We start from the raw sequence: 25,075 nt of genomic DNA, 5'->3' as shown, positions 1-25,075 counted from the left end.
AATGCGTATGGGGGTAATGACCTTGCGCAACGCCGTCATCGCGTTTTTCGTCATTCTGACCGCCGTCGTGATCACCAAGACGGGCCCCGGCGACAGGCCACGGACGGCCTCGAGCGGCGGTGACGGGAGGGTCGTGTGTTCGGTTTCACCGCAGCGGCCCACGGAGAAGGGCGGCAGGATCGTCGCCGCCGCCCAGTTCCGCTGCGACCCGCCCGGCCCCGACGGGCTGACCGTCACCGTCCGGCTGCAGCGCAACGACGGCGGCACCTGGGTCACTGTGGCCCAGGACACGTTCGTCAGCAATGTGGCCAACACGACCCGCGAGCGGTCCGCCGCGGACAGGACCCGGCAGGTCGGCACCGCCTGCGCGGACGGCACCTTCCGCACCCAGGTGGAGGCCAGCGTGTATGACAACCGGCGCAGCTCCGGGCTGTCCAACACCAGCGGCGAGCGCCGCAACCCCTGCTGAAGGCGCGCTGCTAGGACGGCTCGATCTCCACGTAGGGGATCTTCGCCCGCCACACCCAGACCGCCTGGGCCGCGACCCAGATCAGCGTGCCGGCGATCACCAGCGCGCCCAGCCACGGCAGGCCGCCCCAGCCGGTCTCCGCGACGATCCACATGACGACGCCGATGATCGCGAACTTGAGGATGTACGTGCCGAGCGCCACCGGCATCAGCAGGTGCCGGGCCCGCAGGTCGGTCACCGCGATGACCAGGCTCGACACGGTGTAGCTCAGCATGACGAGGGCCACGCCGGCGAGGGCGCCGAGCGCGCCGGTGCCGCCGTCACGCCACCAGGCGAGCGGCGCGGCGGCCACGAGCAGGCCACCCATCGCGATCAACGCGGTCGGCAGGTGCTGCAGTCGCTTCCTCACAGTGGAGCAGGATACGCCGGGAACCGCCCGACCAGGTCGGTCACCCGGTCGCCGACCCGCTCACCACGGATCGCGCCGCCGATCAGCGCGGCGATCTCGGCCATCTCCGCCTCGCCCATCCCCTGCGTCGTCACCGACGGCGTGCCGACCCGCACCCCGGAGGCGGTCATCGGCTTCTCCGGGTCGTACGGGATGGCGTTCTTGTTCAGGGTGATCCCCGCGGCGTCGCAACGCTCCTCGGCGTCGCGCCCGGTGATCCCGAGCCCGCGCAGGTCGATGAGGGCCAGGTGGGTGTCGGTGCCGCCGGACACCGGCCGCATCCCCTGCGCCTCGAGCCCGGCGGCGAGCGCCCGCGCGTTGCGCACGACCTGGGCCGCGTAGTCCGCGAACGCCGGCTGTGCCGCCTCGTGCAGCGCGACCGCCTTCGCCGCGACCGCGTGCATGAGCGGCCCGCCCTGCGTGAACGGGAAGACCGCCTTGTCGATGCGCTGCGCGAGGGTCTCCCGGCACAGCAGCATGCCGCCGCGCGGGCCGCGCAGCACCTTGTGCGTCGTGCAGCTGACCACGTCGGCGTGCTCGACCGGCGACGGGATCGCCTTGCCGGCGACGAGGCCGATGAAGTGCGCCGCGTCGACCATCAGGTAGGCGCCGACCTCGTCGGCGATCGCGCGGAAGCGGGCGAAGTCGATCAGCCGCGGGTAGGCGGTAGCGCCGCAGATGATCATCGCGGGACGGTGGCTGAGGGCGAGGTCGCGCACCTCGTCGTAGTCGATCAGCTCGTCCTCGCGGCGCACCGGGTACCCGACCGTGTTGAACCACTTGCCGGAGAAGTTGACCTTGCTGCCGTGGGTGAGGTGCCCGCCGTGCGGCAGCTCCATCGCCAGGACGGTGTCGCCGGGCATGAGCAGCGCCGCGTACGCCGCGAGGTTGGCGCTCGCGCCGCTGTGCGGCTGGACGTTGGCGTGCTCGGCGCCGAACAGCGCCTTGGCCCGCTCGATCGCGAGCTCCTCGGCCCGGTCGACGGCGGCGCAGCCGCCGTAGTAGCGACGGCCGGGGTAGCCCTCCGCGTACTTGTTGGTCAGCGTCGAACCCAGCGCGGCCAGCACCGCGGGCGAGGTGAAGTTCTCGCTGGCGATGAGCTGCAGGCCGCCGCGCAGGCGGTCCAGCTCGTCGAGGACGACGTCCGCGATCTGCGGGTCCGTCTCGCGGAGCGCGTCGAAGTCCGGCCCCCAGTAGGTGTCGCCCATGAAAACGAGTCTAGGGCGCATGAGCGCAGGGTAAGCATGAAGTCATGCGATGCCTCGTGACCGGTGCGACCGGCTATGTCGGCGGCCGGCTGGTCCCCCGTCTCCTCGCCGCGGGCCACGAGGTGCGCTGCCTGACCCGCGACCCGCGGCGGCTGCGGGACGTGCCGTGGGCGGACCGGGTCGAGATCGTGCAGGGCGACCTGGTGGAGGAGCAGGACGAGCGCCTCACCGACGCCATGCGCGACGTCGACGTCGTCTACTACCTGGTCCACGCGCTCGGGCAGGCGGCGTTCGAGGACGTCGACCGGCTCAGCGCGCTCAACCTCGCCGTCGCCGCGGTCGACGCCGGCGTGCAGCGGATCGTCTACCTGGGCGGACCGGTGCCGGACGACGGGACCGTCTCGCCGCATCTGCGCTCGCGCGGCGAGGTCGCCGACATCTTCCTGCGCAGCGGCGTGCCGACCGTCGTGCTGCGCGCGGCCGTCATCATCGGCTCCGGCTCGGCGTCGTTCGAGATGCTGCGGTACCTCACCGAACGGCTGCCAGTCATGGTCACCCCCCGCTGGGTGCACAACCGGATCCAGCCGATCGCGATCCGCGACGTCCTGCGCTACCTCGTCGCCGCCGCGACCGTCTTCCCCGTGCCGCTCAACCGGGCGTTCGACATCGGCGGGCCCGACGTGCTCACCTACGCCGAGATGATGCGCCGGTACGCCGTCGTCGCCGGCCTCCCGCCACGGGTCGTGCTGCCGGTCCGGGCGCTCACCCCGTGGCTGTCGTCGCATTGGGTCGGCCTGGTCACGCCGGTGCCCAACCGGATCGCCCGCCCACTCGTCGGCAGCCTCATCCATGAGGCGGTCTGCCGCGAGCACGACATCGCCGCGTTCGTGCCCGACCCGCACGACGGGCTCACCGGCTTCGACCTCGCCGTCCGGCTCGCGCTGCGCAAGATCCGCGACGCGGACGTGGAGACCCGCTGGGCCAACGCGGCCCTCCCGGGCGCGCCGAGCGACCCGCTGCCGTCGGATCCCGCGTGGTCTGGCGGCACGGTGTACCGCGACGACCGCAGCCGGATCGTCGAGGCCTCGCCGGACCAGCTGTGGCGCGTCATCGAGGCGATCGGCGGGCAGAACGGCTGGCACTCCTTCCCGCTCGCCTGGTCGGTCCGCGGCTGGCTGGACCGGCTCGTGGGCGGGGTGGGGCTGCGCCGCGGCCGCCGCGACCCGCACCGCCTCTACGTCGGCGAGGCCCTGGACTTCTGGCGGGTGGAGGAGATCGTGCCGGGCGAGCTGCTGCGGCTGCGCGCCGAGATGAAGCTTCCCGGGCAGGCCTGGCTCGAGATGCGCGCGGCGCTCGATCAGCGTGGGCGGCTGGTGTACGAGCAGCGCGCCGTCTTTCTGCCGCGCGGCCTGGCCGGCCACCTGTACTGGCTCAGCGTCGCGCCCTTCCACGCGATCGTCTTCGGCGGCATGGCCCGCAACATCGCCCGCTCCGCCGAACGCCTCCCCGCGCCGGCGACGGTCAGCGGCTGATCCGCAGCGCAGGCTCGGCGGCCGAGCAGGGCCGGGCCGGGCCGAGTCAGCGGCCGAGCAGGGCCTGGGCCAGCGGCCGAGCAGGGCCTGGATCAGCGGCCGAGCAGGGCCGCCGCGAGAGGGCGGGTCAGCGCCTGGACCTGGTCGGCGACGATGCCGAAGAAGTCGTCGGGGCGGCCCCACGGGTCGGCGAGGTCGTCCTCGTCGCGCACCGTGTCACGCGCCTTGTCCACCAGGTCGACCAGCGCGACGCCCCGGTCGTACACGTCGCCGGTCGCGGGCAGGTCCGCCGCGACCGTCGGCAACAGGCGCGCGAACTGGCCCCACACGAACGTCCGGGGCGCCGCGTCCGGTCGGAGGGACACCACGAAGTCGACCTGTTCGGCCGTCGCGGTCAGTACCAGATCCGAGGCGTCGACATGCTCGGCCAGGAGCTTGCGGGCGCGGAAGCCCGCGGTGTCGCCGCCCCGGGCGATCACCTGCCTGGCCGCCTGCGGGTCCATCGACTCGCCCGCGTGCCATCCGCCGGTGCCCGCGCCGTGGACGTAGATCAGGTCAGGTGACGCGCCGAGGGCGGCGAGGTCGGCGACGAGCAGCCGCTCCGCCATCGGCGACCGGCAGATGTTGCCCATGCACACGCACAGGACGCTGAACGGCGCCATGTGGTCTCAGTCCTCCAGGCCGATCAGGGTCGGCACGACCTCGCGCAGCTTCTCGATCGGGATCGCGCCGGCCCGCAGCACCCGGTGCTCGCTGTTGGTCACCGAGATGATCGTGCTGGCGACCGGCTCGGGGCACGGGCCGCCCTCCAGGTAGACGCTCACCGAGTAGCCCAGCTGGTCGCGGGCCTCGGCCGCGGTCTCCGCCGCCGGCTGGCCCTGCTTGTTGGCCGACGAGACCGCCATCGGTCCGGTTTCGCGCAGCACCTCCAGCGCGATCGGGTGCAGCGGCATGCGCACCGCGACCGTGCCGTCGCCGCCGCCCAGGTCCCACTGCAGGCTCGGCGCGTGCTCCACGACGATCGTCAGGGCGCCCGGCCAGAACGCGTCGACGAGGTCCCGCGCCGCCTGCGGCAGCCCGAAGACGAGCCCGTCGAGGGTGTGCCGGGAGCCGACGAGCACCGGCACCGGCGCGGTGCTGCCCTTGGCGTTGTTGAGCGCGGTGACCGACCAGGACTTGAACGCGTCGGCGCCGATGCCGTAGACCGTGTCGGTCGGCATGACGACCAGGTCGCCGCGGCCCACCGCCTCGATCGCTGCGGCGATCCCGCGGTCGCGCTCGGCAAGCTGACTGCAGTCGTAGAGCATCACGCGGCTAGTCTGCCACTCGCCGGGCGGTGACGAAGCGCGGGCGCCCGGCGAGATCACGGTGGTCCGTCACCTCGTCGAACCGACCGGTCGCCCGGATCAGCGCCGGCAGCGACTCGCCGTGGCTGTCGTCGTGCTCGATCCCCAGCCGTCCGCCGGGGCGCAGCAGCCCGGCCGCCCGCTCGACGAGCCCCGGCATGAGCGCCAGGCCGTCGCCGCCGGCGAACACGGCGTCGTGCGGGTCGTACACCGCGACCTCCACATCGACCGCAGCGCCCTCCGGGACATAGGGCGGGTTGCTCAGCACCAGGTCGACCGTGCCGTCGAGCTCCCGCAGGGTGGCCGGATCGGTCACATCGCCCTCGACCACGTGGACGTCGGGCGCCAGGCTCGCCACGTTGCGCCGCAGCCACCGCAGCGCGGCAGGGTTCTGCTCCACGCACCACACCTCGGTGTGCGCGTCCCGCATCGCGATGGCGATGGCCCCCGACCCGCCGCAGAGGTCCACGATCGTCGTTTTCGGCGTCGGTACGAGTCGCTGCCGCGCCTTGTGTGCCCACTCCACGAGCAGCTCCGTCTCGAATCGTGGGATGAAGACCCCTTCACCGACCGCGAGTTCGTGCCCGTAGAACGGCGCCGTGCCGGTCAGGTGCTGCAACGGAACCCGCGCACTCCGCCGGCGGACGAGATCGCTGATCTGTGCGCGTTGTCCCGCATCCGGCAAGGGTGCGGTCAGCAGCCGCGACCTGGGGATGCCCAGCACGTGGGCGGCGATCAGCTCCGCGTCGACCCGCGGCGACGCCACACCCGCCCGGTCCAGCACGCGGGTGGCGGCCGCGATCACCACGGAAAGCGTGGCGGTTTCGGCATCGGGCATGTCATCTTCGGTGCTGTGCACCCCATAATCATGGGGCGCGCGAAAGGAGGGCCCGATGGCGGTGGCAGACCGCACGTCGGAACTGACCCGCGCCCGGCGCTTGATCTTCGACGACCACCTCGACGAGGCGATGACGGTCATCGACCGCATCCTGGCCGGCGACCAGCCCCCGCACGACCGCGTCGAGGCGCTCACCCTGCGCCTCATCGCCCTGATCAACATGGGCCGCGCCGAGGACTACCCGGCCGCCCTCGACGCCGGCCTCGCCGCCGCCCGTCAGGTGCAGGACCCCGCGCAATACGGTGAGCTGCAGGCCCTCGCCGCGATCGTCGCCCTGCGCGCGGGCTCGCTGGACCGCTGCGTCCGCGCGCTCGTGCACGGCTCGCGGGCCCTCGGCGCCGTCGAGCTCACCGACGAGGCCACCGCGTGGGGGTGGCACAACCTCGCGATGGCCTACTCGTACACCGGCTTCCACGAGCACGCGAACGCCGCCATGGTGAAGGCCCGCGAGGTCGCCGCCGAGGTCGGGGTCACCACCGCCAACACCGACTTCGCCACCCCGCAGATCCGCCTCCTGCACGCCGTCGAGCTGGACCACCGCGGCGACAGCGAGGGCTGCCAGCGCATCCTGCGCGACGTCGTGAGCGACCTCGAGCGCAAGCACAAGGACAACGACCTCGACAAGCTGCGCCCCATCGCCCGCGGCGCGCTCGGCTACGCGGTGCTGCGCCTGGGCACTCTCGGCATCCAGGGCCTCGTCACCGACGTCGACCCGTGGCCGCTGCTGGAGTCCGCCGGCATGTCCACCCGCGCCCGCGACCTGCGCACCCTCGGCGCCGTCTGCAAGGCCATCGCCGAGCGCCGCCCGATCGAGGCCGTCGCCCGCCTGGAGACCGCCCACGTCAGCGACGAGTCCCTGGGCGCCGCCGAGCAGCACCGCCTCCGCGCCCTGGCGCACCTGGGCACCGGCGACTACCGCTCGGCGTACCACGCCGACCGCCACGCCTTCCACGTCGCCAACGTGCAGCCCGACCGCCTCCGCGACCTCTTCGTGGAAGGCGTCGCCGCGCTCCTGGACCACGAGGACCTGGTCCGCCGCGTCGACTTCCACCGCGGCGAGGCCCAGACCGACCCCCTCACCGGCCTGCCCAACCGCCGCTACCTCGAGGAGCACGTCACCAAGCTCGTCTCCGCCGGCGGCCACGCCGTCCTGGGCGTCTGCGACCTGGACGGCTTCAAGCAGGTCAACACCCGCCACGGCCACCTCTCCGGCGACCTCGTCCTGCAACGCGTCGCCGGCGTGCTCAACCGCGTCATGCGCAAGGGCGACTTCGTGGCCCGCTACGGCGGCGACGAGTTCGTCGTCGTCCTGCCCACCACCTCGGCCGCCGAGGCCCGCGAGATCCAGCGCCGCATCGTCGCCGCCGTCGCCGCCGAGGACTGGCACGCCATCGTCCCAGGCACCCCCGTCGGCGTCACCATCGGCTGGGCCGGCCTGTCGGGCGAGGACTTCGAGTCGGTCGCCGAAGCCTTCGAAGCCGCCGACCACGCCATGCTCCGCGCCAAAACCCCCCGCCCCCGCGCCGCCAGCTGAGCGCTGTAATTCCCCCACCGCTGTCGCGGCGGGTCCCGGCGGGGATTCCCACCCGACCGCTGTGTTTCCGCCCCACCGCTGTCGCGGCGGTCCCGGCGGGGATTCTCACCCGCACCCCAATGCGCCGCTCCGCGGCGCACTGCCCGCGCCGAGGCGCGTGGCAGGGCAAGCGGCGCATGCGCGCCGCATCCGGTGGTCGGCCGCCGTGGTAGCCGGGGTCGGGGTTCCCCATGATCCCGTGGCGTTTTGGTAGCCAGAGCTACCAGAACCATTCGGGATCATGAGGTGGTGTCGAGCACCGCTTGCCGGGGCTGATGCCCGCGCTCCGCACTGCCGTCGCAAGTACGAAATTTCCGGTGTGCGACGAGGCCCGCGTGCGGCCAACGGCCCGCATTGCGGAAGCGGTCCGCAGCGACTCATCTCAGGGCTGGTCTCGCCCCCAGTGATCCCGAATGGTTTCGGTAGCCCTGACTACCAGAACCGCACGGGATCATGGATAGCAAGCGCCACGCTACCGGGCACGAGTCTGCACCTCCCGGCACCGCGACAAGCCCGAAAACCGGCGGCGGGACTGGCCGATGCTCGACGCCCGCCCGGGCTGCGGAAGCCACCCTCCTCGTGATCCCGAATGGTTTCGGTAGCCCTGGCTACCAGAACCGCACGGGATCATGGGGAGGCGGTCTGCGGAGGTCGCTGAGTGAATCTCCTGGCCGCGCAAATCCGGAATGTTCGGCATGAGATGGCTCTTCGGCTGCTGCCGGTTTGTGATGGGCGTCGGCAAGAGTGTCGGAGTGCTGACATTGCGCCGCTGGCTGCCGGATTTGTCGGACTTGCGAAGAAGATGCGGCGGCATCAACCTTGCCGGGCCGCGGGGTGCGGGGACGGGGCAGCGGTGAGTGCTGACGCCCGCGTGAGGAAAGCTGAACGCCAGGGTCAGCGGACGGCGAGCAGGATGCGGGCGTTTTCCTCGCGGATGCGGGCGCGCTCCTGGTCGGCGCAGACGGCGGCCCAGGCGTTGGCCTTGGCGGTGGGCATGCGGTCGGCGCCGAGCATCGACAGGCCCACCTTGTAGATCAGGTCGGCTGCGGTGCCGACCACGACGCGCGGGGCTGCGGACAGGTCGACGGGCGACGATGGCATGGCGTCCCTCCGGGAGGCTCGGGTCGGCAGCTTGATCACGATCGGTAAGGTCATCCGGCTCGAAACGCTACCTGACTTTAGCCTGCCCCTGCACCGTTTCCGCTGTGTGACGTCTGCGTTAGACCCGCGTCACCCTCGGCTGAGCTGGTCGTCACCCGCGAGGCGGGCCTTGCGGTCGGCGTCGGCCAGGGCGTCCAGGACGCTGTCGAGGTCGCCGGCCATGGCCAGGTCCAGGTTGTACGCCGTGTAACCGATGCGGTGGTCGGAGATGCGGTTCTGCGGGTAGTTGTAGGTGCGGATGCGCTCGGAGCGGTCGACGGTGCGCACCTGGGAGCGGCGGGCGTCGCCTGCGGCGGCGGCGGCCTGCTCCTCGGCGAGGGCGGCCAGCTTGACCTTGAGCATGCGCATCGCGCGGTCCTTGTTCTGCAGCTGGGAGCGCTCATTCTGGCAGGAGACGACGATGCCGGTCGGCAGGTGGGTGATGCGGACGGCGGAGTCGGTGGTGTTGACGCTCTGACCGCCGGGGCCCGAGGAGCGGAAGACGTCGACGCGCAGGTCGTTGGCGTCGACCTCGATCTCGCCCGCCTCCTCGATCTCGGGGGTGACGAGGACGCCGGCGGCGCTGGTGTGGATGCGGCCCTGGGACTCGGTGGCCGGCACGCGCTGGACGCGGTGGACGCCGCCCTCCCACTTGAGCCTCGACCAGACGCCGTTGCCGGCGTCGGGGATGCCGCGGGTCTTGATGGACACGGCGACGTCCTTGTAGCCGCCGAGGTCGGACTCCTGCGAGTCGAGCACCTCGGTCTGCCAGCCGTGGCGCTCGGCGTACCGCAGGTACATCCGCAGCAGGTCGCCGGCGAAGAGCGCGGACTCCTCGCCGCCCTCGCCCGCCTTGACCTCCAGGATGACGTCCTTGGCGTCGTTGGGGTCGCGCGGGGCGAGCAGCTCGGCCAGGCGCTCCTCGATGTGCGGGATGCGCGCCTCCAGCTCGTCGGCCTCGCCGCCGAACGCCGGGTCCTCGGCGGCCAGCTCGCGGGCCGCCGCGAGGTCTTCGCGGGCCGAGTCGAGCTCGCCGGAGGTCTTCGCGATCGGCGACAGCTCGGCGAAGCGCCGGCCGGTCTTGCGGGCCAGGGTCTGATCGGCGTGGATGCTCGGGTCGGCGAGCTTCTGCTCGAGCTCCTGGTATTCGGCGAGGAGCGCCTGCAGTCGCTGCCCTGAAGAGGTGTCGGTGCTCATTGTCTCGCGCCCCACAAGAGAACCCCACGAGGGGAAAAACGGCCAAGGACGAAGTCGGCGCCCGCACCGACCCCCATGTCGGACGAGGGTGGTGCGGGCGCCGGAGGCGCAGCTAGGCCTTCTTGGCCTGGACCTTCGCGTACTTCTGCTGGAACTTCGCGACCCGGCCGGCCGTGTCGAGCACACGCTGCTTGCCCGTGTAGAACGGGTGGCAGACGGAGCACGTCTCCACGTGGATCGTGCCGCCCTTGGCGGTGCTGCGGGTGGTGAACGAGTTACCGCAGGAACAGGTGACCTCGGTGGTCGCATACTGCGGGTGAATGTCAGGCTTCATGGCCGCGGGTCCTTTCGTCGTGGTCGCCGGGTCGCCGTGTGGCGTGAACCGGAACCTGGTCTGGCCGTCGGTCAAGTCTGCCATGACCGGGTCACGGCACCTCAACCGGTCTCTGCAACGCCGGCCCACCCGCCGGCATTCCCGCCGCCCGGACCCGCGCGGTGAGCGGGCCCACGGCGATGACCCAGCCGAAGAGGACCAGCACGAAGAGCCGCTGGAGCAGACCGGACGCGCCGGGGACCGCGCCGCCGACCATGGCGGCCATCGTGACGAACGACACCACGCCCACCGCGATCGACGGCCAGACGAGCCGCCGGGCGCCGTTGCGGGCGGCCGCGCGGGCAAGCGTGAACACCGCGATGATCAGCAGCAGGAACAGCAGCACCGAGACCAGGTTGTGCACGACGTGGCGCAGCGGGACGGTGCCGGCCGCCTCGGCCGCCTGGCAGGCGCCGATCCAGTCGGAGCAGGCCGGCCTGGCCAGGCCGGCGACCACCAGCAGCGCGCCGGCGACGAGGGTCAGGACGCCGGCCGTCTTCGCGGCGGCACCGCTCGGCAGCTGCCTGAACAGGCCGAGACCCGCGCCGCGGAGCTGCGGGCGCGGCTGGAGCAGCTGACCGAGAGCCGGGCCCGTCCCGCCACCGCCCAGGTCGAGGAGCGCCGGCGCCTGGAGCGTGACATCCACGACGGAGCCCAGCAGCAGCTCGTGGCGCTGGCCGTACACCTGCGGAAAGCCGAAGAGACCGCCGGCACCGACGAGGCGAGGGCGGCCATCGCGGCCTGCCGGGCCGAGCTCGGCACCTGCGTCGACGATCTGCGCGAGCTGGCCCGCGGCATCTATCCGCCGGTGCTCGCCGCGCGGGGGCTCGCGGCCGCGCTCAAGGGCAGGGCCCGCTCCGGCGCCGGCGACCTGCGCATCACCGTGCGCTCGACGGTGGACGGCCGGCGGTTCGGCCCCGCGGTGGAGCTCGCCGCGTACTTCACGGCGCTGGAGGCGCTGCAGAACGCGGCGAAGCACGCGCCCGGCGCGACCGTGACGGTCAGCCTGGACGCCACGGAGACCGCGCTCGAGCTGCGGATCGCCGACGACGGGCCGGGGTTCGTCACGCCGGCGAGCGGCGGGACGGGGCTGCTCGGGATGGCCGACCGGATCGGCGCGGCCGGCGGCACGTTCGCGATCGACTCCGCGCGGGGGGCGATCATAACCGCGCTGCTCCCGTTTACACCTGAATAAGGCGAGCACGGCTCACCTACCCTGACCCGTGCTATGAGCCTTCACATCGACGCATTGTGTGACCCGGCGCTGCTGGCCGAGATGGCCCGCGGCGGCTTCGTGCGCACGCAACGCCACCCCTCGCTGCCCCTGCTGATCCACAACTACACCGAGAAGGCGCAGTACGAGAACGTCTGGAACGCAGCCACGCTCGCGTGCCGGGGCCTCGTCGTGCACGCCGGGACCGGCATGGTCCTCGCGCGGCCGTTCACGAAGTTCTTCAACCACGGCCAGCCGGGCGTGCCCGAGATGGACTTCGACGGCCCGGTGCGCGTCACCGACAAGGCCGACGGCTCGCTGGGCATCATGTACCCGACGCCGGACGGCTGGGCGTTCGCGACCCGCGGCTCGTTCGACTCGGAGCAGGCCCGGCACGCGACGGCGCTGTTCCGCGAGCGGTACGCCGGCCGCTTCACGCCGCCTGAGGGCCTCACGGTGCTGGTGGAGATCATCTACCCGTCGAACCGGATCGTGCTCGACTACGACGGCCTCGACGACCTCGTGCTCCTCGGCGCGGTCGAGATCGCCACGGGCCGCAGCCACGGCCCGGAGGCGGTGCCCGGCTGGCCCGGCCCGGTCGTCGACACGTTCGACCACGCGACGCTCGCCGATGCGCTCGCCGCGCCGCCGCGCGACAATCGCGAGGGTCTCGTCGTGCACTTCACCGGCACCGACACCCGGTTGAAGATCAAGTATTCGGAGTACGTGCGGCTGCACCGCATCGTGACCGGGCTCAACGCGCGGGTCGTGTGGGAGGCCGCCGGCGCCGGCACGCTCGACGCGCTGCTGGAGCCGCTGCCCGACGAGTTCCACGCGTGGGCGACGAGGATCGCCGCCGGGCTGCGCGAGGAGGCGGCGGCGCTCGCGGCCGAGGTCGAGTCGGCGTACGAGGCGACCGTCGCTACGCTGCCCGACGGCTGGGGGCGCAAGGAGTTCGCGCTCGCGGTCGCGAAGCACCCGGCGCGCAGCTGCCTGTTCCTGCGCCTCGACGACAAGGACTACCGGGGCCTGCTCTGGCAGCGGGTCCGGCCCATGGTGACGGAGGAGAGCTGATGGCGTCGCTGACCATCACCCGCGGGCTGCCCGCCTCGGGCAAGACCACCTGGGCCCGGGGCCAGTCCGGGCTGGTCCGCGTGAACCGCGACGACCTCCGCGCGATGCTGCACGGCGGCCGGGTCGCCGACGAAGCGCTGCGCGGCCGGGCCGAGAAGGAGGTCACGCAGGCGCACCACGCCGCGATCGACGCGCTGCTGCTCGGCGGCGCCGACGTCGTGTGCGACGACACCAACCTGCGGTCCCGGGTCGTGCGCGAGCTGGCGGAGCTGGCGGCGAAGCACGGCGCGGCCTTCACCGTGCGCGACTTCACCGACGTGCCCGTCGACGAGTGCGTCCGGCGCGACGCGCTGCGCGAGGGCCCCGGTCACGTCGGCGAGGAAGCGATCCGGTCCATGCATCAGCGGTACCTGGCGGGCCGCGTCCTGCCCCTGCCGCTGCCGGTGCTCGACACCAGCTCCGGTGTGACGTACGAGCCGCCGCCGGACGCGCCGCGGGTGGTGCTCGTCGACATCGACGGCACGGTCGCGCTGATCAACGACCGCAGCCCGTACGACGTCAGCCAGGTCAGCTCGGACCTGCCCAACGCGCCCGTGATCGCGGCGGTCCGGGCGATGCACGCGGCGGGGCACGAGATCGTGTACTGCAGCGGCCGCACCGACGACTGCCGCGACGACACGGCGGCGTGGCTGGCCGAGCACGTCGGCGTCCCGTATGCGGGCCTGTTCATGCGCGTCACCGGCGACCAGCGCCGCGACAGCATCGTGAAGCAGGAGATCTTCGACAAGGAGATCCGCAGCCGGTATCACGTGGTCGGCGTCTTCGACGACCGCCAGCAGGTGGTCCGGATGTGGCGGGCCCTCGGCCTGACCGTCTTCCAGGTCGCGGAAGGGAACTTCTAACTCAGCGCCTCGGGCTTGTGCACGGCCTCCCGGCCGGTCTTGTCGCTCTTCACGACGAACTGCGGCTCGTCCTTGGAGGCCGCCACGGTCCGGCCGGCGGCCTCCGTGCGGCCGGTGATCTTGCGGATGACGGTGCCGTTGACGGTCCTGCCGTGCGACCGCCAGCGCACCTTGTCGCCTCGTTTCATGGTGTACGGATACCCGAAGGCCCCCGTAGGACACGTTCCTACGGGGGCCTTCGTGCCGCTTTACTCGCCCGGTGTGGTCTGGGCGATCTGCATCAGGAACTCGACGTTGGTCCGGGTCTTCTTCAACCGGTCCAGCAGCAGGTTGAGCGCCTCCTGCGAGTCGAGCGCGTGCAGCACCTTGCGCAGCTTGATGACGATCGCGAGTTCGTCGGGCGCCAGCAGGATCTCTTCCTTGCGGGTGCCGGACGGGTCGATGTCGATCGCCGGGAAGATGCGCCGGTCGGCGATCTTCCGGTCGAGCTTGAGCTCGGCGTTGCCCGTGCCCTTGAACTCCTCGAAGATGACCGTGTCACCGGTCGAGCCGGTCTCCACCAGCGCGGTGGCGATGATCGTCAGCGAGCCGCCGTTCTCGATGTTGCGGGCCGCGCCGAGGAACCGCTTCGGCGGGTAGAGCGCCGTCGAGTCGATACCACCGGACAGGATGCGGCCGCTCGCCGGCGACGCGTTGTTGTACGCGCGGCCGAGGCGGGTGATCGAGTCGAGCAGCACGACGACGTCGTGGCCCAGCTCGACGAGGCGCTTCGCCCGCTCGATCGACAGCTCGGCGACCGTGGCGTGGTCCGTCGGCGGCCGGTCGAACGTCGAGGCGATGACCTCGCCCTTCACCGACCGCTGCATGTCGGTGACCTCTTCGGGCCGCTCGTCGACCAGGACCACCATCAGGTGGCACTCCGGGTTGTTGCGGGTGATCGCGTTGGCGATCGACTGCAGCACCATCGTCTTGCCGGCCTTCGGCGGCGACACGATGAGCGCCCGCTGGCCCTTGCCGATCGGCATGACGAGGTCGATGACGCGGGTGGTGAGGATGTGCGGCTCGGTCTCCAGCCGCAGGCGGTCCTGCGGGTAGAGCGGGGTCAGCTTGTAGAACTCGGGGCGGCGCTTGGCCTCCTCCGGGTCCATCCCGTTGACCGTGTCGAGGCGCACGAGCGGGTTGTACTTGTCGCGCCGCTGCTCGCCGTCGCGGGGCTGGCGCACGGCACCGGTCACGGCGTCGCCGCGGCGCAGCCCGTAGCGCTTGACCTGCGACATCGCGACATACACGTCGTTGGAGCCGGACAGGTAGCCGGTGGTCCGCACGAACGCGTAGTTGTCGAGCACGTCGAGGATGCCGGCGACCGGCACGAGCACGTCGTCGTCGCTGACCTGCGGCTCGTTGCCACCGCGGGCGCCCGCGGCGCCGGTCGGCTGCACCTCGCCGTCGCGGTCACGGCCACGGCGGCGGTCCCGGAACCGGCTGCGGCGGCCGCGGCGGCCGGTGCCGTCGTCGTCGCCGTCCTCGTCGTTGAAGTTGCCGCGCTGGTTGCGGTCGCCACCGGCACGCTCGCCGCGCTCGCCACCGCTGCGGTCGGCGCCGCTGCGGTCGGCGCCGCTGTTGCGGTCGCCGCGCTCGGTGCGGTCGCCGCGGTCGTTGCGCTCGGCCCGTTCACCACGCTCGGCCCGCTCGGCCCGCTCGGCCCGCTCGGTGCGGTCGGTGCGGTCGCCACGGTCCGTGCGCTCGGCGCGCTCGGTCCGCTCGGTGCGGTCCGTCCGCTCGCCGCGCTCGGCGCGCTCGGTCCGGTCTCCGCGCTCGGTCCGCTCCGGGCGCTCGGTCCGCTCCGGGCGCTCGGTCCGCTCCGCACGCTCGGTCCGCTCCGGGCGCTCGGCCCGCTCGGCCGAAGCCGGGGCGGCGGTAGCGGCGGCCCGGGAGCCGCGGGTGCGGGTCGGCCGCTCGGTGGTCTCGGCGGCCGGCTCGACGGCCTTCTCCACCGCGGCCGGAGCCTGCTCGGCGGCGTGGGCGGCGGCCGCGGGCGCCTCGGTTGAGGCGGTCGCGGAGGCGGCGGCCGCGCGGGGCTCCGGCGGCCCGGCGGCCCGGGTGGCCCGGCGAGGGGAACGCGTGACGGGCGCCTCGGCCGCGCCCTGGGTGGCGGACGGCCAGTCCTGCTCCGACGGCTCGGCGGCGCGCGCCCCGGCACGCGCCCCGGCGCGGACCCGCCCAGTGACGGCGGGAGCGGCCTCGCCGGCAGTCGCGGCGGCGGCCGGGCGGGACTCGCCGGACTGACGCTCCTGGATGGCTGTCACCAGCTCACCCTTGCGCATCCGCGCGGTGCCGGAGATGCCCAACGAGGCGGCCAGGCTCTGCAGCTCGGGCAGCAGCATGCCGGACAAGCCAGTGCCAGAGCGGCGCCGACGCGTCGCCCCGGCCTCGGCGCCGTCGGCCTCGACCGCGGCGCGGTCGCTCGAGACATCCGACGTGACGTCGGTGGTGTCGCTCAATGGATTCCTTCCCTCGTTAGGCCGGGACACCCGGAGACGAGACACGGTGGCCGGGCGGCCCGGGGGCTCCCACCTCGCTGCCTGGCAGCGGTGCGGGAGGTGTTGCAGCGCTGTGCGGTGAGCCGGGCGCCACCATCTGCGGCCTGGCCCAGCCGTGCGCGCGCGACCACAGGAGACGCGGGTTGGCGGCCGGGCGTGCGCAAAGGGGTGCCACGGGAATCGGAGCACGCCGCCCCGCATGAGATCGCCGCACGGAGCGGCTGCTGTAGGACTAGAGAGTAATCAACTCGCCTAGCCAGCGGCAACAGGGTCCCGATCGGCGTGTTCCAGCGTACCCCATACCAGGTCAACACCGACGAGGGCACCCACCAGATCCACGTCGAGCGGCAAAACACGCCAGCCGGGCACCGCGGAGGGTGTCCAGTCGCCGCCGGTCAGCGCCAGGACGCTCGGTCCCGCGCCCGAGATGACGGCCGCGACGCCCTCGGCCCGCAGCGACGCGACGAGGTCCGCACTGCCAGGCATGGACGGCGCCCGATACCCCTGGTGCAGCCGGTCCTCCGTGGCCGCGAACAGGTGCGACGGATCGATGGTGATCGCATGAACAAGCAGCGCGGCCCGTCCGGCGTTGAGCGCGGCGTCAGCGTGCGGCACGGTCGCCGGCAGCGCGGCCCGCGCCACCTCGGTCAGCCCGCGCGACTCCGGCACGAAGACGAACGGGCGGACCGCAGCGGCGGGATCCACCCGTACAGCGGCGGCACCGGCAGTCTCGGTCCAGGCGATCGTCACCCCGCCCAGCAGGCACGGCGCCACGTTGTCCGGGTGTCCTTCGAGCTCGGCGGCGATGCGCAGCAGGCCCTGCTCGTCGAGCCGCTCCGCGCCGCCGCTGACCAGCGCCCGGGCGAGGACCACCCCGGCCACGATCGCGGCCGACGACGAGCCCATGCCGCGGGCCTGCGGAATGCGGTTGTTGCAGCGCAGCGCCAGCCCGGCGGGCCGCTCCCCCAGCTCGTCGAACACGCGCCGCATGGCCCGCACGACCAGGTGGGTCTCGTCGCCGGGCAGCTCGCCGGCGCCCTCGCCGATCACCTCGACAGTCACCCCGCGGCCGGTCACCCGCGCCTCGACCTCGTCGTGCAGCGACAGGGCCAACCCCAGCGCGTCGAAGCCGGGTCCCAGGTTCGCGCTCGTCGCGGGCACGCGGACGGTGACCGGAGTGGACAGCAGGGCCATGCCGATAATGAGATCACGCCCGTCCCGGCTCACCCTAGGGTGGGCCGGTGCCGCCCACACTGTCGATCCTGGTCCGTAACCGCGACTTCCGCCGTCTGTTCACCGCGGACCTGATCGGCCTCGGCGCCGACTGGTTCGTGCAGATCCCGCTGCTCACCCTGCTGCTGCAGCTGACCGGCTCCGGGCTGTGGGGCGCGCTGGTGCTGGCCGCCGACGTCGGCGTGATCGCGCTGCTGCAGCCGTACGCGGGGGTCATCGCCGACCGGTTCGACCGCCGCCGGATCCTCATCTCGGCCGAGGTCGCGATGGCCGTCGCCACGCTCGCGCTGCTGCTGGTGCGCACCGCGGCGGCCGCATGGCTGGCGGTCCTGTTCATCGGCGTCATCGCGGTGGCGAAGGCGTTCTTCGTCCCGGCCGCCTCGGCGGCCCTGCCCAACGTCGTCGACGCCGACGACCTGCCCACCGCGAACGCGCTGTCGGCCGCCGCCTGGGGCACCACGCTCGTCGTCGGCGCTTCGCTGGGCGGCATCGCGTCAGCCGTGGTCGGCCCGTACTGGTGCTTCGCCCTCTCCAGCGCCCTGTGCTTCCTCTCGGCCGTCCAGATCGTCCGCGTCCGCCGGCCGCTGCAGGTCACCGTCGCGGCGGTGAAGCCGGAGATCGGGGAGGCGCTGCGGTACATCCGCAAGCGCCCGCGGGTGGCCTCGCTGGTGACGGTCAAGGCGGCGGCCGGCCTCGGCAACGGGGTGCTGACCACCTTCCCGCTGCTCGCCGCGGCGCACGGGTTCGGCTCGACGGGCGTCGGGCTGCTCTTCGCGGCGCGCGGTCTCGGCGCGCTCGTCGGCCCGTTCGTGCTGCGGCGGGTGCTCAGCCACCCCTCGTGGCTGCTGCCGGGCATGGCGGTGTCGATGTCGCTCTTCGGGCTGATGTACCTCGCCGTCGGTGCCGCGCCCTGGTTCGCGCTGGTCCTCGCCTGCGTCACCCTCGCGCACCTGGCCGGCGGCGGCAACTGGACGATGTCCAACTACGCGCTGCAGTCCGAGGTCCCCGACGCGCTGCGGGGCCGGGTCTTCGCCACCGACGTCATGCTCGCGCTGCTGTCGGTCGCGGCGTCGCAGCTGATCGTCGGCGCGTTCATCGACCGGGTCGACCCGCGCCTGCTCGCCGCGATCTGCGGCGCCGTGACGCTCGTCTACGCGGCCGGCTGGACGGCGGTCACCCGGCGGCTCCGCCGTGCGGTATCGTAGTGATATCACTTCGATAGCTGGGAGGCTGTCATGGAGAGACGTGCGTTCCGCGTGTCCGGGTTCCTGGTCCTGCTCGTGCTGGTCGCCGCGGTCGGTGCGGCAGCCGCGGTCGACCGCACCGGCGTGCTCGTCGCCATCGTCGCCACGGTCGCCGTGCTGCTCATGACGGGCTTCACCGTCGTCAACCCGAACCAGTCGCGGGTCGTGCAGTTCTTCGGCCGCTACGTCGGCACGATCCACGCCGCCGGCTTCCACTGGACCGTCCCGCTGAGCTCGAAGCGCAGCGTCTCACTGCGGGTGCGCAACTTCGAGACCGCCCGCCTGAAGGTCTCCGACGCCGACGGCAACCCCGTCGAGATCGCCGCCGTCGTGGTGTGGCGCGTCGTCGACACGTTCAAGGCGTCCTTCGGCGTCGACGACCACATCTCCTACGTCGCCGTCCAGGCCGAGGCCGCCGTCCGGCATCTGGCGACGAGCTACCCGTACGAGACGCACGACGACGGCCGGACCTCCCTCCGCGAGGGCACCGCGGTCAGCGAGGAGCTCACGGCCGAGCTGAGCGAGCGGGCCGCCCTCGCCGGCGTCGAGGTGCTCGAGTCGCGCATCACCCACCTCGCGTACGCCCCGGAGATCGCCCAGGCCATGCTCGCCCGCCAGCAGGCCAGCGCCATCGTCGGCGCCCGCTACAAGATCGTCGAGGGCGCGGTCGGCATGGTGCAGAGCGCCCTGGAGCGCCTGAAGGAGCTGGAGGTCGTCGAGCTGGACGAGGAGCGCAAGGCCCAGATGGTGGCCAACCTGCTCGTCGTCCTCTGCGGCGACCGCAACGTCCAGCCGGTCGTGAACACCGGCTCGCTGTACAGCTGAGGATCTGGGCCGTGCCCGAACGCAAGAAGCTCCTCCTGCGCCTCGACCCCCAGGTCTACGACGCGGTCGCCCGCTGGGCCGCCGACGACCTGCGCAGCGTCAACGCGCAGATCGAGTTCGCGCTCCGCCTCGCTCTCCGCCAGGCCGGTCGCACCCCCCGCTCCGCGCCCGACCCGCCGGCGGACCCATCCACGGATCCCGGCTCCGCCGACGGCTCGCCGTGATCCGGAAGATCTTGCATACCCCTTGGGTGCACAGACTCTTCCGGATCATGGACTGTGGGTGTTCACGGCCGGGACGGCCGTGGCGGGGAAGTGGACGCGGACGGAGAGGGCCAGGGCCCGGCGTCAGCTGGGCCCCGGCCCGGAGACCGCGGGAGCAACGGTCCGCACCACCGCGGACCTTGGCCATGAAGTTGGCCATGAAGAAGGATCAGGCCAGGTCGAGGGCCTTTGCGGCGGCGAGCGGGTCCGCGGGGATCGTCGTCGGCGCCGGGGCGGTCGAGATGGCCCACTCGGGGTCCTTCAGGCCGTGGCCGGTGACGGTGCAGACGATCGTCTGGCCGTGCTCGATGAGGCCCTGGGCGCTGGCCTGGAGCAGGCCGGCCACGGAGGCGGCGCTGCCGAGCTCCACGAAGACGCCGACCGAGCGCGCCAGCAGGCGGTAGGCCTGCAGGATGTCGCGGTCGGTCACGGCCTGGATGACGCCGCCGGACTCGTCGCGGGCGTCGACGGCCTTGGTCCAGGAGGCGGGGTTGCCGATGCGGATCGCGGTGGCGATCGTCGACGGCTCGCGGACGACGGCGCCGTTGACGATCGGGGCGGCGCCCGAGGCCTGGAAGCCGAACATGCGCGGGCGGCGGGTGGCGTTGCCGGCCTCGAAGTCCTCCTGGTAGCCCATCCAGTACGCGCTGATGTTGCCGGCGTTGCCGACGGGCAGGCAGTGGATGTGCGGGGCGTCGCCCAGCCCGGCGACGATCTCGAACGAGGCGGTCTTCTGCCCCTGGAGGCGGTCCGGGTTGACCGAGTTGACCAGGGAGACCGGGAAGTCGAGTGAAAGTTTCGAGGCGAGCGCCAGGCAGTCGTCGAAGTTGCCGGAGACCTGCAGGAGGCGGGCCCCGTGCACGAGGGCCTGGGCCAGCTTGCCGAGAGCGATCTTGCCGGTCGGGACGAGGACGGCGCACGTGATGCCGGCGCGGGCGGCGTACGCGGCAGCCGAGGCCGACGTGTTGCCGGTGGAGGCGCAGATGATCGCCTTCGCGCCCTCCTCGACGGCCTTCGAGACGGCGACGGTCATGCCGCGGTCCTTGAAGGAGCCGGTCGGGTTGGCACCCTCGACCTTCAGGTACACGTCGCAGCCGGTGCGGGCGGACAGCTCCGGCGCCGGCAGCAGGGGCGTGTTGCCCTCGTGCAGCGTCACCACCGGGGTCTGCGGTCCGACCGGTAACCGGTCACGGAACTCTTCGATCAATCCACGCCACATGGCGCTACTCCCCTTCGACACGCAGGACGCTCGCCACGGCGCGAACGATGTCCAGGGCCCGCAGCTCGGCGACGGTGGCCGCGAGGGCGCGGTCCGCGGCGGCGTGCGTGACGATGACCAGCACGGCCTGGTTGCCGCGGCCCGACTGGTTGACGGTCGCGATGCTGACCCCGTGTTTGGCGAAGACGCCGGCGACGGCGGCGAGGACGCCTGCCTTGTCCGCGACGTCCAGCGAGATGTGGTAGCGGGTGAGCGCGTCGCCGATCGGACGGATCGGAAGGTCGGCGTACGCGCTTTCCGAGGCCGCGTGTGTACCGGCGAGCCGGTTGCGCGACACGGCCACCAGATCGCCGAGCACGGCGCTCGCGGTGGGCGCGCCGCCGGCGCCACGGCCGTAGAACATGAGCTGGCCGGCTGCCTCGGCCTCGACGAAGACGGCGTTGAACGCGTCGCCGACGCCGGCGAGGGGGTGGGTCCGCGGGATCATCGCCGGGTGCACGCGCACGGAGACGGCGTCGTCCAGCTTGGTGGCGATGCACAGCAGCTTGATCGTGCAGCCCATCGCCTTCGCGCTGGCCACGTCGGCGGCGGTGACCTCGGTGATGCCCTCGCGGTGCACGTCGGCGGCGGTGACCCGGGTGTGGAACGCCATCGACGCGAGGATCGCGGCCTTCGCGGCGGCGTCGAAGCCTTCGACGTCGGCGGTCGGGTCGGCCTCGGCGTACCCGAGCGCGGTCGCCTCCTCAAGCGCCTCGGCGAAGCCGGCACCGGTGCTGTCCATGGAGGACAGGATGAAGTTGGTGGTGCCGTTGACGATGCCGGTGACCCGGGTGATGCGGTCGCCGTGCAGCGAGTCGCGCAGCGGGCGCAGCAGCGGGATCGCGCCGGCGACGGACGCCTCGTAGTACAGGTCGGCGCCGGCCTCGGCGGCCGCCTTGTGCAGGGTCGCGCCGTCCTCACCGAGGAGCGCCTTGTTGGCCGTCACGACGCTCTTGCCGCCGTGCAGCGCCTCCAGCAGCCAGGTGCGGGCCGGCTCGATGCCGCCGACGACCTCGACGACCACGTCGACGTCGTCGCGCTTCACCAGGCCGAGCGCGTCGGTGGTGAACAGCGACGGGTCGATCGGCAGGTCGCGGACGCGACCGGGGCGCCGCACGGCGACCCCGACGAGCTCCAGCGGCGCGCCGATGCGGGCCGTCAGGTCCCGCTCGTGCTCATGGAGGAGCCGGACGACCTCCGCGCCGACGGTCCCGCAGCCCAGCAGCGCCACCTTCACACTCATGGTCACCCCACGTCCAGTTTGAGCAGGTCGTCCTCGGTCTCCCGGCGGACGATCACCCGCGACTCCCCGTCAACCACCGCCACGACCGGCGGACGGGGGACGTGGTTGTAGTTGCTCGCCATGCTGCGGCAGTATGCCCCCGTGCCCGGCACCGCAAGAAGATCTCCGGCCTGAACGTCGGCCGGCAGGAACTCATCCTTCACGATGATGTCCCCGGCCTCGCAATGTTTTCCCACCACGCGGGCGAGAATCGGCGGCTCGGCCGAGGCGCGGCCGGCGACCGTCGCGGAGTAGGCCGCGTCGTAGAGCGCGGTGCGGATGTTGTCGCTCATGCCGCCGTCGACGCTCACGTACGTGCGGATCCCGTCGACGTCCTTGACCGTGCCCACCTCGTAGAGGGTGAACATCGCCGGTCCGACGATCGCCCGGCCCGGCTCGATCGACAGGTGCGGCACGCTGAGGTGCAGCGCCGCGCACTCCTGCTTGACGATGCGCATCAGGTTCGTCGCGAGGTCGGCGGGCTCCGCCGGCGTGTCCTGGGTGGTGTACGCGATGCCGAACCCGCCGCCGAGGTCCAGCTCGGGCAGCTCGATGCCGTGCTGCTCGTTGATCTGTGCCTGCAGCGACAACAGCCGCCGGGCGGAGACCTCGAAGCCCGACGTGTCGAAGATCTGCGAGCCGATGTGCGAGTGCAGGCCGCGCAGCTCGAGGACGTCGTCCTTCAGGATCGTGTCGACGGCTTTCGCGGCGGCACCACCGGACAACGAGAAGCCGAACTTCTGATCCTCGTGCGCCGTGGCGATGTACTCGTGCGTGTGCGCCTCGACGCCGACGGTGACGCGGACCATCACCTTCGGCCTGGTGTTCGTGCGTTTTGCGATGGCGCTCAGACGCTCGATCTCGTCGAACGAGTCGACGATGATCCGGCCGACGCCGGCCTCCACGGCCCGCGTGAGCTCGGCGACGGACTTGTTGTTGCCGTGCAGGCCGATGCGCTCCGGCGGCATGCCGCCCCGCAGCGCCACCGCCAGCTCGCCGCCGGTGCAGACGTCGAGGGACAGGCCCTCCTCGACGAGGATCCTGACGACGTGGGTGGCGATGAACGCCTTGCCGGCGTAGAAGACCTCGGCGCCGCCGAAGGCATCCTTGAACTTGCGGCAGCGCTCACGGAAGTCGGCTTCGTCGAAGATGTACGCGGGGGTGCCGTGCTCGTTGGCGATTTTCCGGATATCTACTGATCCGACCTCAATTGCGCCGTCCTGTGTGCGTTTGACCGTTTTCGGCCAGAGCTGCGGGACGAGGGCGTTGACGTCGTCCGGGGTCCGCAGCCAGGACGGGCCGCTGGAGCCCAGCTCCCCGTGCAGCGCTCCGGCTTCATGTGCGCGCATTGCTTTACATCCGTTCCGGTGCTGAGACGCCGAGCAGGTCGAGCCCGTTGACGATGACCTGACGCGTCGCGTCGTTGAGCCACAACCGGGCCCGGTTGGTCTCGGTGATCGGCTCGTCGCCCTGCGGCAGCACCCGGCAGTTGTCGTAGAAGCGGTGGTAGGCGCCCGCAAGCTCCTCCAGATAGCGTGCCACGCGGTGCGGCTCCCGCAGCTCAGCCGCGGCCGCGACCACGGCCGGAAAGTCGCCGAGCGCCTTGAGCAGGTCGAGCTCCTTCTCGTGCACGAGCAGCGCCGGGTCGTACGTGTCGGTCCGGTGCAGCCCGAGCTCGGCGGCGTTGCGGGCGACGGACGCGGTGCGGGCTCCCACGTACTGGACGTAGAAGACCGGGTTGTCGTTCTTCTGCCGCGTGATGACCTCGATGTCCAGGGTCAGCGGCGAATCGGTCGAGGAGCGCGCGAGGGAGTACCGCGCGGCGTCGACGCCCACGACCTCGATCAGCTCGTCGAGCGTGATCAGCGTGCCGGCGCGCTTGCTCAGGCGCACCGGCTCACCGCCGCGCAGCAGGCTGACCAGCTGGCCGATCAGCACCTCGATGTTGCGCTGCGGGTCGTCGCCGGCGCACGCCGCGATCGCCTTGAGCCGCCCGATGTACCCGTGGTGGTCGGCGCCCAGCATGTAGATGCAGCGGTCGAAGCCCCGCTCGCGCTTGTTGATGTAGTACGCGGCGTCGGCGGCGAAGTAGGTCTTCTCACCGTTGGACCGGATGAGCACCCGGTCCTTGTCGTCGCCGAAGTCCGTGGTGCGCAGCCAGATCGCGCCGTCGGCCTCGAAGATGTGCCCCTGCTTGCGCAGCTCGTCGAGGGCGTGCTCGACCGCGCCGCCGTCGTGCAGGGTCTTCTCGGAGAACCAGACGTCGAAGTGCACGCCGAAGCGCTCCAGGCTGTCCTGCATCTCCTTGAGCATGGCCTTGTAGCCCTCCTGTTGGAAGGCGATCTGCTGCTCTTCTTCGGTTTTGTGCAGGATGTCCGGGTTTTCCGCGACGATCCGTTGCGCGATGTCCTGGATGTACTCGCCGGGGTAGCCGTCGGGCGGCGTCGGCCGGCCGTTCGCCGCGGCCTGCACCGACTCGCCGAACCGGGCCATCTGCACGCCGGCGTCGTTGATGTAGTGCTCGCGGGTCACGTCGGCGCCCGCCGCGGACAGGATCCGGCCGAGCGCGTCGCCGACCGCCGCCCACCGGGTGTGGCCGAGGTGGACCGGCCCGGTGGGGTTCGCCGACACGAACTCGAGATTGACCTTCTCCTTCGCGAGGGAGTCGCCGCGCCCGTACGAGCGGCCCGCCTCCACCACGATCCGCGCCAGCTCGCCGGCGGCGGCCGCGGACAACCGGACATTGAGGAACCCCGGTCCGGCGATCTCCACCGCATCGATCCCGGGAATTTCCTGCAAGTTTTTCGCGACGGCCGCGGCCAGCTCCCGTGGGCTCAGCCCGACCTTCTTGCCCAACTGCAGGGCGATATTCGACGCATAGTCACCATGCTCCGGGTTTCGCGGTCGCTCCACGCTGGTCGTCGCAGGAAGAACGGACGCGTCGAGGTCACGCTCAGTAAGTGCCGCCCTGGCGGCTTCGAGGACTGCTACGGCGAGTTCAGCGGGAGTCACCGACAAATGCTATCGGGGGTAGACTCCGGTACTTGGCGGAGGCCC

25 protein-coding genes are annotated in these 25,075 nt (G+C 72.1%); 9 read left to right on the top strand and 16 right to left on the bottom strand.

Features of this window, described 5'->3' with window-relative positions; all coding sequences use genetic code 11:
• The first annotated feature begins 7 nt into the window (after window positions 1-7).
• Window positions 8-469, top strand: a complete 462-nt coding sequence (locus ACFY3L_RS07430) for a hypothetical protein (protein WP_389319672.1) — start codon at window positions 8-10, stop codon at window positions 467-469.
• Window positions 470-479: 10 nt separating this feature from the next.
• Here ACFY3L_RS07430 and ACFY3L_RS07425 read toward each other — a convergent pair whose 3' ends face one another.
• Together ACFY3L_RS07425 and glyA are read right to left on the bottom strand one after the other, a co-directional pair.
• Window positions 480-878 (bottom strand): hypothetical protein, encoded by a 399-nt coding sequence (locus tag ACFY3L_RS07425; protein WP_389319671.1) that lies wholly within the window; start codon window positions 876-878, stop codon window positions 480-482.
• On the bottom strand, window positions 875-2,125 hold the full coding sequence (gene glyA / locus ACFY3L_RS07420) for a serine hydroxymethyltransferase (protein ID WP_389319669.1): 1,251 nt from the start codon (window positions 2,123-2,125) through the stop codon (window positions 875-877). Before glyA ends, ACFY3L_RS07425 begins: the two co-directional genes overlap by 4 nt.
• Window positions 2,126-2,169: 44 nt before the next feature.
• Between glyA and ACFY3L_RS07415 the strand changes: the two genes are divergently transcribed.
• A complete protein-coding gene (locus ACFY3L_RS07415; RefSeq protein ID WP_389319667.1) occupies window positions 2,170-3,657 on the top strand; it encodes an SDR family oxidoreductase in 1,488 nt (495 codons plus the stop codon).
• Between the two features lie 92 nt (window positions 3,658-3,749).
• Here the strand turns inward: ACFY3L_RS07415 and ACFY3L_RS07410 are convergent, their stop codons facing one another.
• The 3 genes from ACFY3L_RS07410 to prmC are packed head-to-tail and all read right to left on the bottom strand — an operon-like array spanning window position 3,750 to window position 5,841.
• On the bottom strand, window positions 3,750-4,319 hold the full coding sequence (locus ACFY3L_RS07410; protein ID WP_389319665.1) for a phosphotyrosine protein phosphatase: 570 nt from the start codon (window positions 4,317-4,319) through the stop codon (window positions 3,750-3,752).
• A gap of 6 nt (window positions 4,320-4,325) precedes the next feature.
• A complete protein-coding gene (locus ACFY3L_RS07405; RefSeq protein ID WP_389321106.1) occupies window positions 4,326-4,964 on the bottom strand; it encodes an L-threonylcarbamoyladenylate synthase in 639 nt (212 codons plus the stop codon).
• A 7-nt stretch (window positions 4,965-4,971) separates the two neighbouring features.
• Window positions 4,972-5,841 carry a peptide chain release factor N(5)-glutamine methyltransferase gene (gene prmC / locus ACFY3L_RS07400; RefSeq protein ID WP_389319664.1) on the bottom strand — a complete coding sequence of 290 codons (870 nt, stop codon included), beginning with the start codon at window positions 5,839-5,841 and terminating at the stop codon, window positions 4,972-4,974.
• A gap of 55 nt (window positions 5,842-5,896) precedes the next feature.
• Here prmC and ACFY3L_RS07395 point away from each other — a divergent pair, with 55 nt between their 5' ends.
• On the top strand, window positions 5,897-7,435 hold the full coding sequence (locus ACFY3L_RS07395) for a diguanylate cyclase domain-containing protein (RefSeq protein ID WP_389319662.1): 1,539 nt from the start codon (window positions 5,897-5,899) through the stop codon (window positions 7,433-7,435).
• 933 nt (window positions 7,436-8,368) lie between these two features.
• Here the strand turns inward: ACFY3L_RS07395 and ACFY3L_RS07390 are convergent.
• The 4 genes from ACFY3L_RS07390 to ACFY3L_RS07375 all read right to left on the bottom strand — a co-directional run bounded on the left by ACFY3L_RS07390 (window position 8,369) and on the right by ACFY3L_RS07375 (window position 10,869).
• Window positions 8,369-8,629 (bottom strand): hypothetical protein, encoded by a 261-nt coding sequence (locus ACFY3L_RS07390; RefSeq protein ID WP_389319660.1) that lies wholly within the window; start codon window positions 8,627-8,629, stop codon window positions 8,369-8,371.
• A 75-nt stretch (window positions 8,630-8,704) separates the two neighbouring features.
• Entirely contained in the window at window positions 8,705-9,811 is a 1,107-nt protein-coding gene (gene prfA / locus ACFY3L_RS07385; RefSeq protein WP_389319658.1) for a peptide chain release factor 1, read from the bottom strand.
• Between the two features lie 112 nt (window positions 9,812-9,923).
• The gene (gene rpmE, locus ACFY3L_RS07380) at window positions 9,924-10,145 is read right to left on the bottom strand and encodes a 50S ribosomal protein L31 (RefSeq protein WP_389319656.1); all 222 of its coding nucleotides are present in this window, start codon (window positions 10,143-10,145) and stop codon (window positions 9,924-9,926) included.
• Between the two features lie 91 nt (window positions 10,146-10,236).
• Window positions 10,237-10,869, bottom strand: coding sequence for a DUF998 domain-containing protein (locus ACFY3L_RS07375; RefSeq protein WP_389319654.1), 633 nt, complete (start codon window positions 10,867-10,869; stop codon window positions 10,237-10,239).
• On the opposite strand from ACFY3L_RS07375, the gene ACFY3L_RS07370 reads away from it, so the two are divergent.
• Genes ACFY3L_RS07370 through ACFY3L_RS07360 form a run of 3 tightly spaced genes read left to right on the top strand, consistent with a single transcriptional unit; the run spans window position 10,852 to window position 13,373 of the window.
• Window positions 10,852-11,379, top strand: a complete 528-nt coding sequence (locus ACFY3L_RS07370; RefSeq protein WP_389319652.1) for a sensor histidine kinase — start codon at window positions 10,852-10,854, stop codon at window positions 11,377-11,379. The genes ACFY3L_RS07375 and ACFY3L_RS07370 overlap by 18 nt on opposite strands.
• Window positions 11,380-11,412: 33 nt before the next feature.
• A complete protein-coding gene (locus tag ACFY3L_RS07365) occupies window positions 11,413-12,471 on the top strand; it encodes an RNA ligase (protein WP_389319650.1) in 1,059 nt (352 codons plus the stop codon).
• The gene (locus ACFY3L_RS07360; protein ID WP_389319649.1) at window positions 12,471-13,373 is read left to right on the top strand and encodes an AAA family ATPase; all 903 of its coding nucleotides are present in this window, start codon (window positions 12,471-12,473) and stop codon (window positions 13,371-13,373) included. Before ACFY3L_RS07365 ends, ACFY3L_RS07360 begins: the two co-directional genes overlap by 1 nt.
• Here ACFY3L_RS07360 and ACFY3L_RS07355 read toward each other — a convergent pair.
• The 3 genes from ACFY3L_RS07355 to thrB form a co-directional block, all read right to left on the bottom strand.
• Window positions 13,370-13,561, bottom strand: coding sequence for a DUF2945 domain-containing protein (locus ACFY3L_RS07355; protein WP_389319647.1), 192 nt, complete (start codon window positions 13,559-13,561; stop codon window positions 13,370-13,372). The genes ACFY3L_RS07360 and ACFY3L_RS07355 overlap by 4 nt on opposite strands.
• A 60-nt stretch (window positions 13,562-13,621) precedes the next feature.
• Window positions 13,622-15,874, bottom strand: a complete 2,253-nt coding sequence (gene rho, locus ACFY3L_RS07350) for a transcription termination factor Rho (RefSeq protein ID WP_389319645.1) — start codon at window positions 15,872-15,874, stop codon at window positions 13,622-13,624.
• A 291-nt stretch (window positions 15,875-16,165) separates the two neighbouring features.
• On the bottom strand, window positions 16,166-17,113 hold the full coding sequence (gene thrB, locus ACFY3L_RS07345) for a homoserine kinase (RefSeq protein WP_389321103.1): 948 nt from the start codon (window positions 17,111-17,113) through the stop codon (window positions 16,166-16,168).
• Between the two features lie 41 nt (window positions 17,114-17,154).
• Between thrB and ACFY3L_RS07340 the strand changes: the two genes are divergently transcribed.
• Genes ACFY3L_RS07340 through ACFY3L_RS07330 form a run of 3 tightly spaced genes read left to right on the top strand, consistent with a single transcriptional unit; the run spans window position 17,155 to window position 19,439 of the window.
• Window positions 17,155-18,351 (top strand): MFS transporter, encoded by a 1,197-nt coding sequence (locus ACFY3L_RS07340; protein ID WP_389319643.1) that lies wholly within the window; start codon window positions 17,155-17,157, stop codon window positions 18,349-18,351.
• Between the two features lie 30 nt (window positions 18,352-18,381).
• Window positions 18,382-19,215, top strand: a complete 834-nt coding sequence (locus ACFY3L_RS07335; protein ID WP_389319641.1) for an SPFH domain-containing protein — start codon at window positions 18,382-18,384, stop codon at window positions 19,213-19,215.
• An 11-nt stretch (window positions 19,216-19,226) separates the two neighbouring features.
• Window positions 19,227-19,439, top strand: a complete 213-nt coding sequence (locus ACFY3L_RS07330; RefSeq protein WP_389319640.1) for a hypothetical protein — start codon at window positions 19,227-19,229, stop codon at window positions 19,437-19,439.
• 208 nt (window positions 19,440-19,647) lie between these two features.
• On the opposite strand, the gene thrC is transcribed toward ACFY3L_RS07330, so the two are convergent.
• The 4 genes from thrC to argS are packed head-to-tail and all read right to left on the bottom strand — an operon-like array spanning window position 19,648 to window position 25,030.
• Complete coding sequence (gene thrC, locus ACFY3L_RS07325; protein ID WP_389319638.1) at window positions 19,648-20,697, bottom strand: threonine synthase; 1,050 nt, start codon at window positions 20,695-20,697, stop codon at window positions 19,648-19,650.
• A gap of 4 nt (window positions 20,698-20,701) precedes the next feature.
• Window positions 20,702-21,973 (bottom strand): homoserine dehydrogenase, encoded by a 1,272-nt coding sequence (locus tag ACFY3L_RS07320; RefSeq protein ID WP_389321100.1) that lies wholly within the window; start codon window positions 21,971-21,973, stop codon window positions 20,702-20,704.
• Between the two features lie 8 nt (window positions 21,974-21,981).
• Window positions 21,982-23,367 (bottom strand): diaminopimelate decarboxylase, encoded by a 1,386-nt coding sequence (gene lysA, locus ACFY3L_RS07315; protein WP_389319637.1) that lies wholly within the window; start codon window positions 23,365-23,367, stop codon window positions 21,982-21,984.
• Window positions 23,368-23,371: 4 nt separating this feature from the next.
• Complete coding sequence (gene argS, locus ACFY3L_RS07310; protein ID WP_389319635.1) at window positions 23,372-25,030, bottom strand: arginine--tRNA ligase; 1,659 nt, start codon at window positions 25,028-25,030, stop codon at window positions 23,372-23,374.
• Window positions 25,031-25,075 lie beyond the last annotated feature (45 nt).

The sequence above is a fragment of the Dactylosporangium sp. NPDC000521 genome (assembly GCF_042898305.1).
Classification (GTDB): domain Bacteria; phylum Actinomycetota; class Actinomycetes; order Mycobacteriales; family Micromonosporaceae; genus Dactylosporangium.
This window is presented reverse-complemented; position numbering and strand designations above follow the sequence as displayed.

What these genes read in the sequence shown, in the direction of transcription:
- ACFY3L_RS07430 (WP_389319672.1), top strand. Translation starts at nt 8, where the DNA reads ATGGGGGTAATGACCTTGCGCAACGCCGTCATCGCGTTTTTCGTCATT.
- glyA (WP_389319669.1), bottom strand. Translation starts at nt 2,125, where the DNA reads ATGGGCGACACCTACTGGGGGCCGGACTTCGACGCGCTCCGCGAGACG.
- ACFY3L_RS07415 (WP_389319667.1), top strand. Translation starts at nt 2,170, where the DNA reads ATGCGATGCCTCGTGACCGGTGCGACCGGCTATGTCGGCGGCCGGCTG.
- ACFY3L_RS07410 (WP_389319665.1), bottom strand. Translation starts at nt 4,319, where the DNA reads ATGGCGCCGTTCAGCGTCCTGTGCGTGTGCATGGGCAACATCTGCCGG.
- ACFY3L_RS07405 (WP_389321106.1), bottom strand. Translation starts at nt 4,964, where the DNA reads ATGCTCTACGACTGCAGTCAGCTTGCCGAGCGCGACCGCGGGATCGCC.
- prmC (WP_389319664.1), bottom strand. Translation starts at nt 5,841, where the DNA reads ATGCCCGATGCCGAAACCGCCACGCTTTCCGTGGTGATCGCGGCCGCC.
- ACFY3L_RS07395 (WP_389319662.1), top strand. Translation starts at nt 5,897, where the DNA reads ATGGCGGTGGCAGACCGCACGTCGGAACTGACCCGCGCCCGGCGCTTG.
- ACFY3L_RS07390 (WP_389319660.1), bottom strand. Translation starts at nt 8,629, where the DNA reads ATGACCTTACCGATCGTGATCAAGCTGCCGACCCGAGCCTCCCGGAGG.
- prfA (WP_389319658.1), bottom strand. Translation starts at nt 9,811, where the DNA reads ATGAGCACCGACACCTCTTCAGGGCAGCGACTGCAGGCGCTCCTCGCC.
- rpmE (WP_389319656.1), bottom strand. Translation starts at nt 10,145, where the DNA reads ATGAAGCCTGACATTCACCCGCAGTATGCGACCACCGAGGTCACCTGT.
- ACFY3L_RS07365 (WP_389319650.1), top strand. Translation starts at nt 11,413, where the DNA reads ATGAGCCTTCACATCGACGCATTGTGTGACCCGGCGCTGCTGGCCGAG.
- ACFY3L_RS07360 (WP_389319649.1), top strand. Translation starts at nt 12,471, where the DNA reads ATGGCGTCGCTGACCATCACCCGCGGGCTGCCCGCCTCGGGCAAGACC.
- ACFY3L_RS07355 (WP_389319647.1), bottom strand. Translation starts at nt 13,561, where the DNA reads ATGAAACGAGGCGACAAGGTGCGCTGGCGGTCGCACGGCAGGACCGTC.
- ACFY3L_RS07335 (WP_389319641.1), top strand. Translation starts at nt 18,382, where the DNA reads ATGGAGAGACGTGCGTTCCGCGTGTCCGGGTTCCTGGTCCTGCTCGTG.
- thrC (WP_389319638.1), bottom strand. Translation starts at nt 20,697, where the DNA reads ATGTGGCGTGGATTGATCGAAGAGTTCCGTGACCGGTTACCGGTCGGA.
- lysA (WP_389319637.1), bottom strand. Translation starts at nt 23,367, where the DNA reads ATGCGCGCACATGAAGCCGGAGCGCTGCACGGGGAGCTGGGCTCCAGC.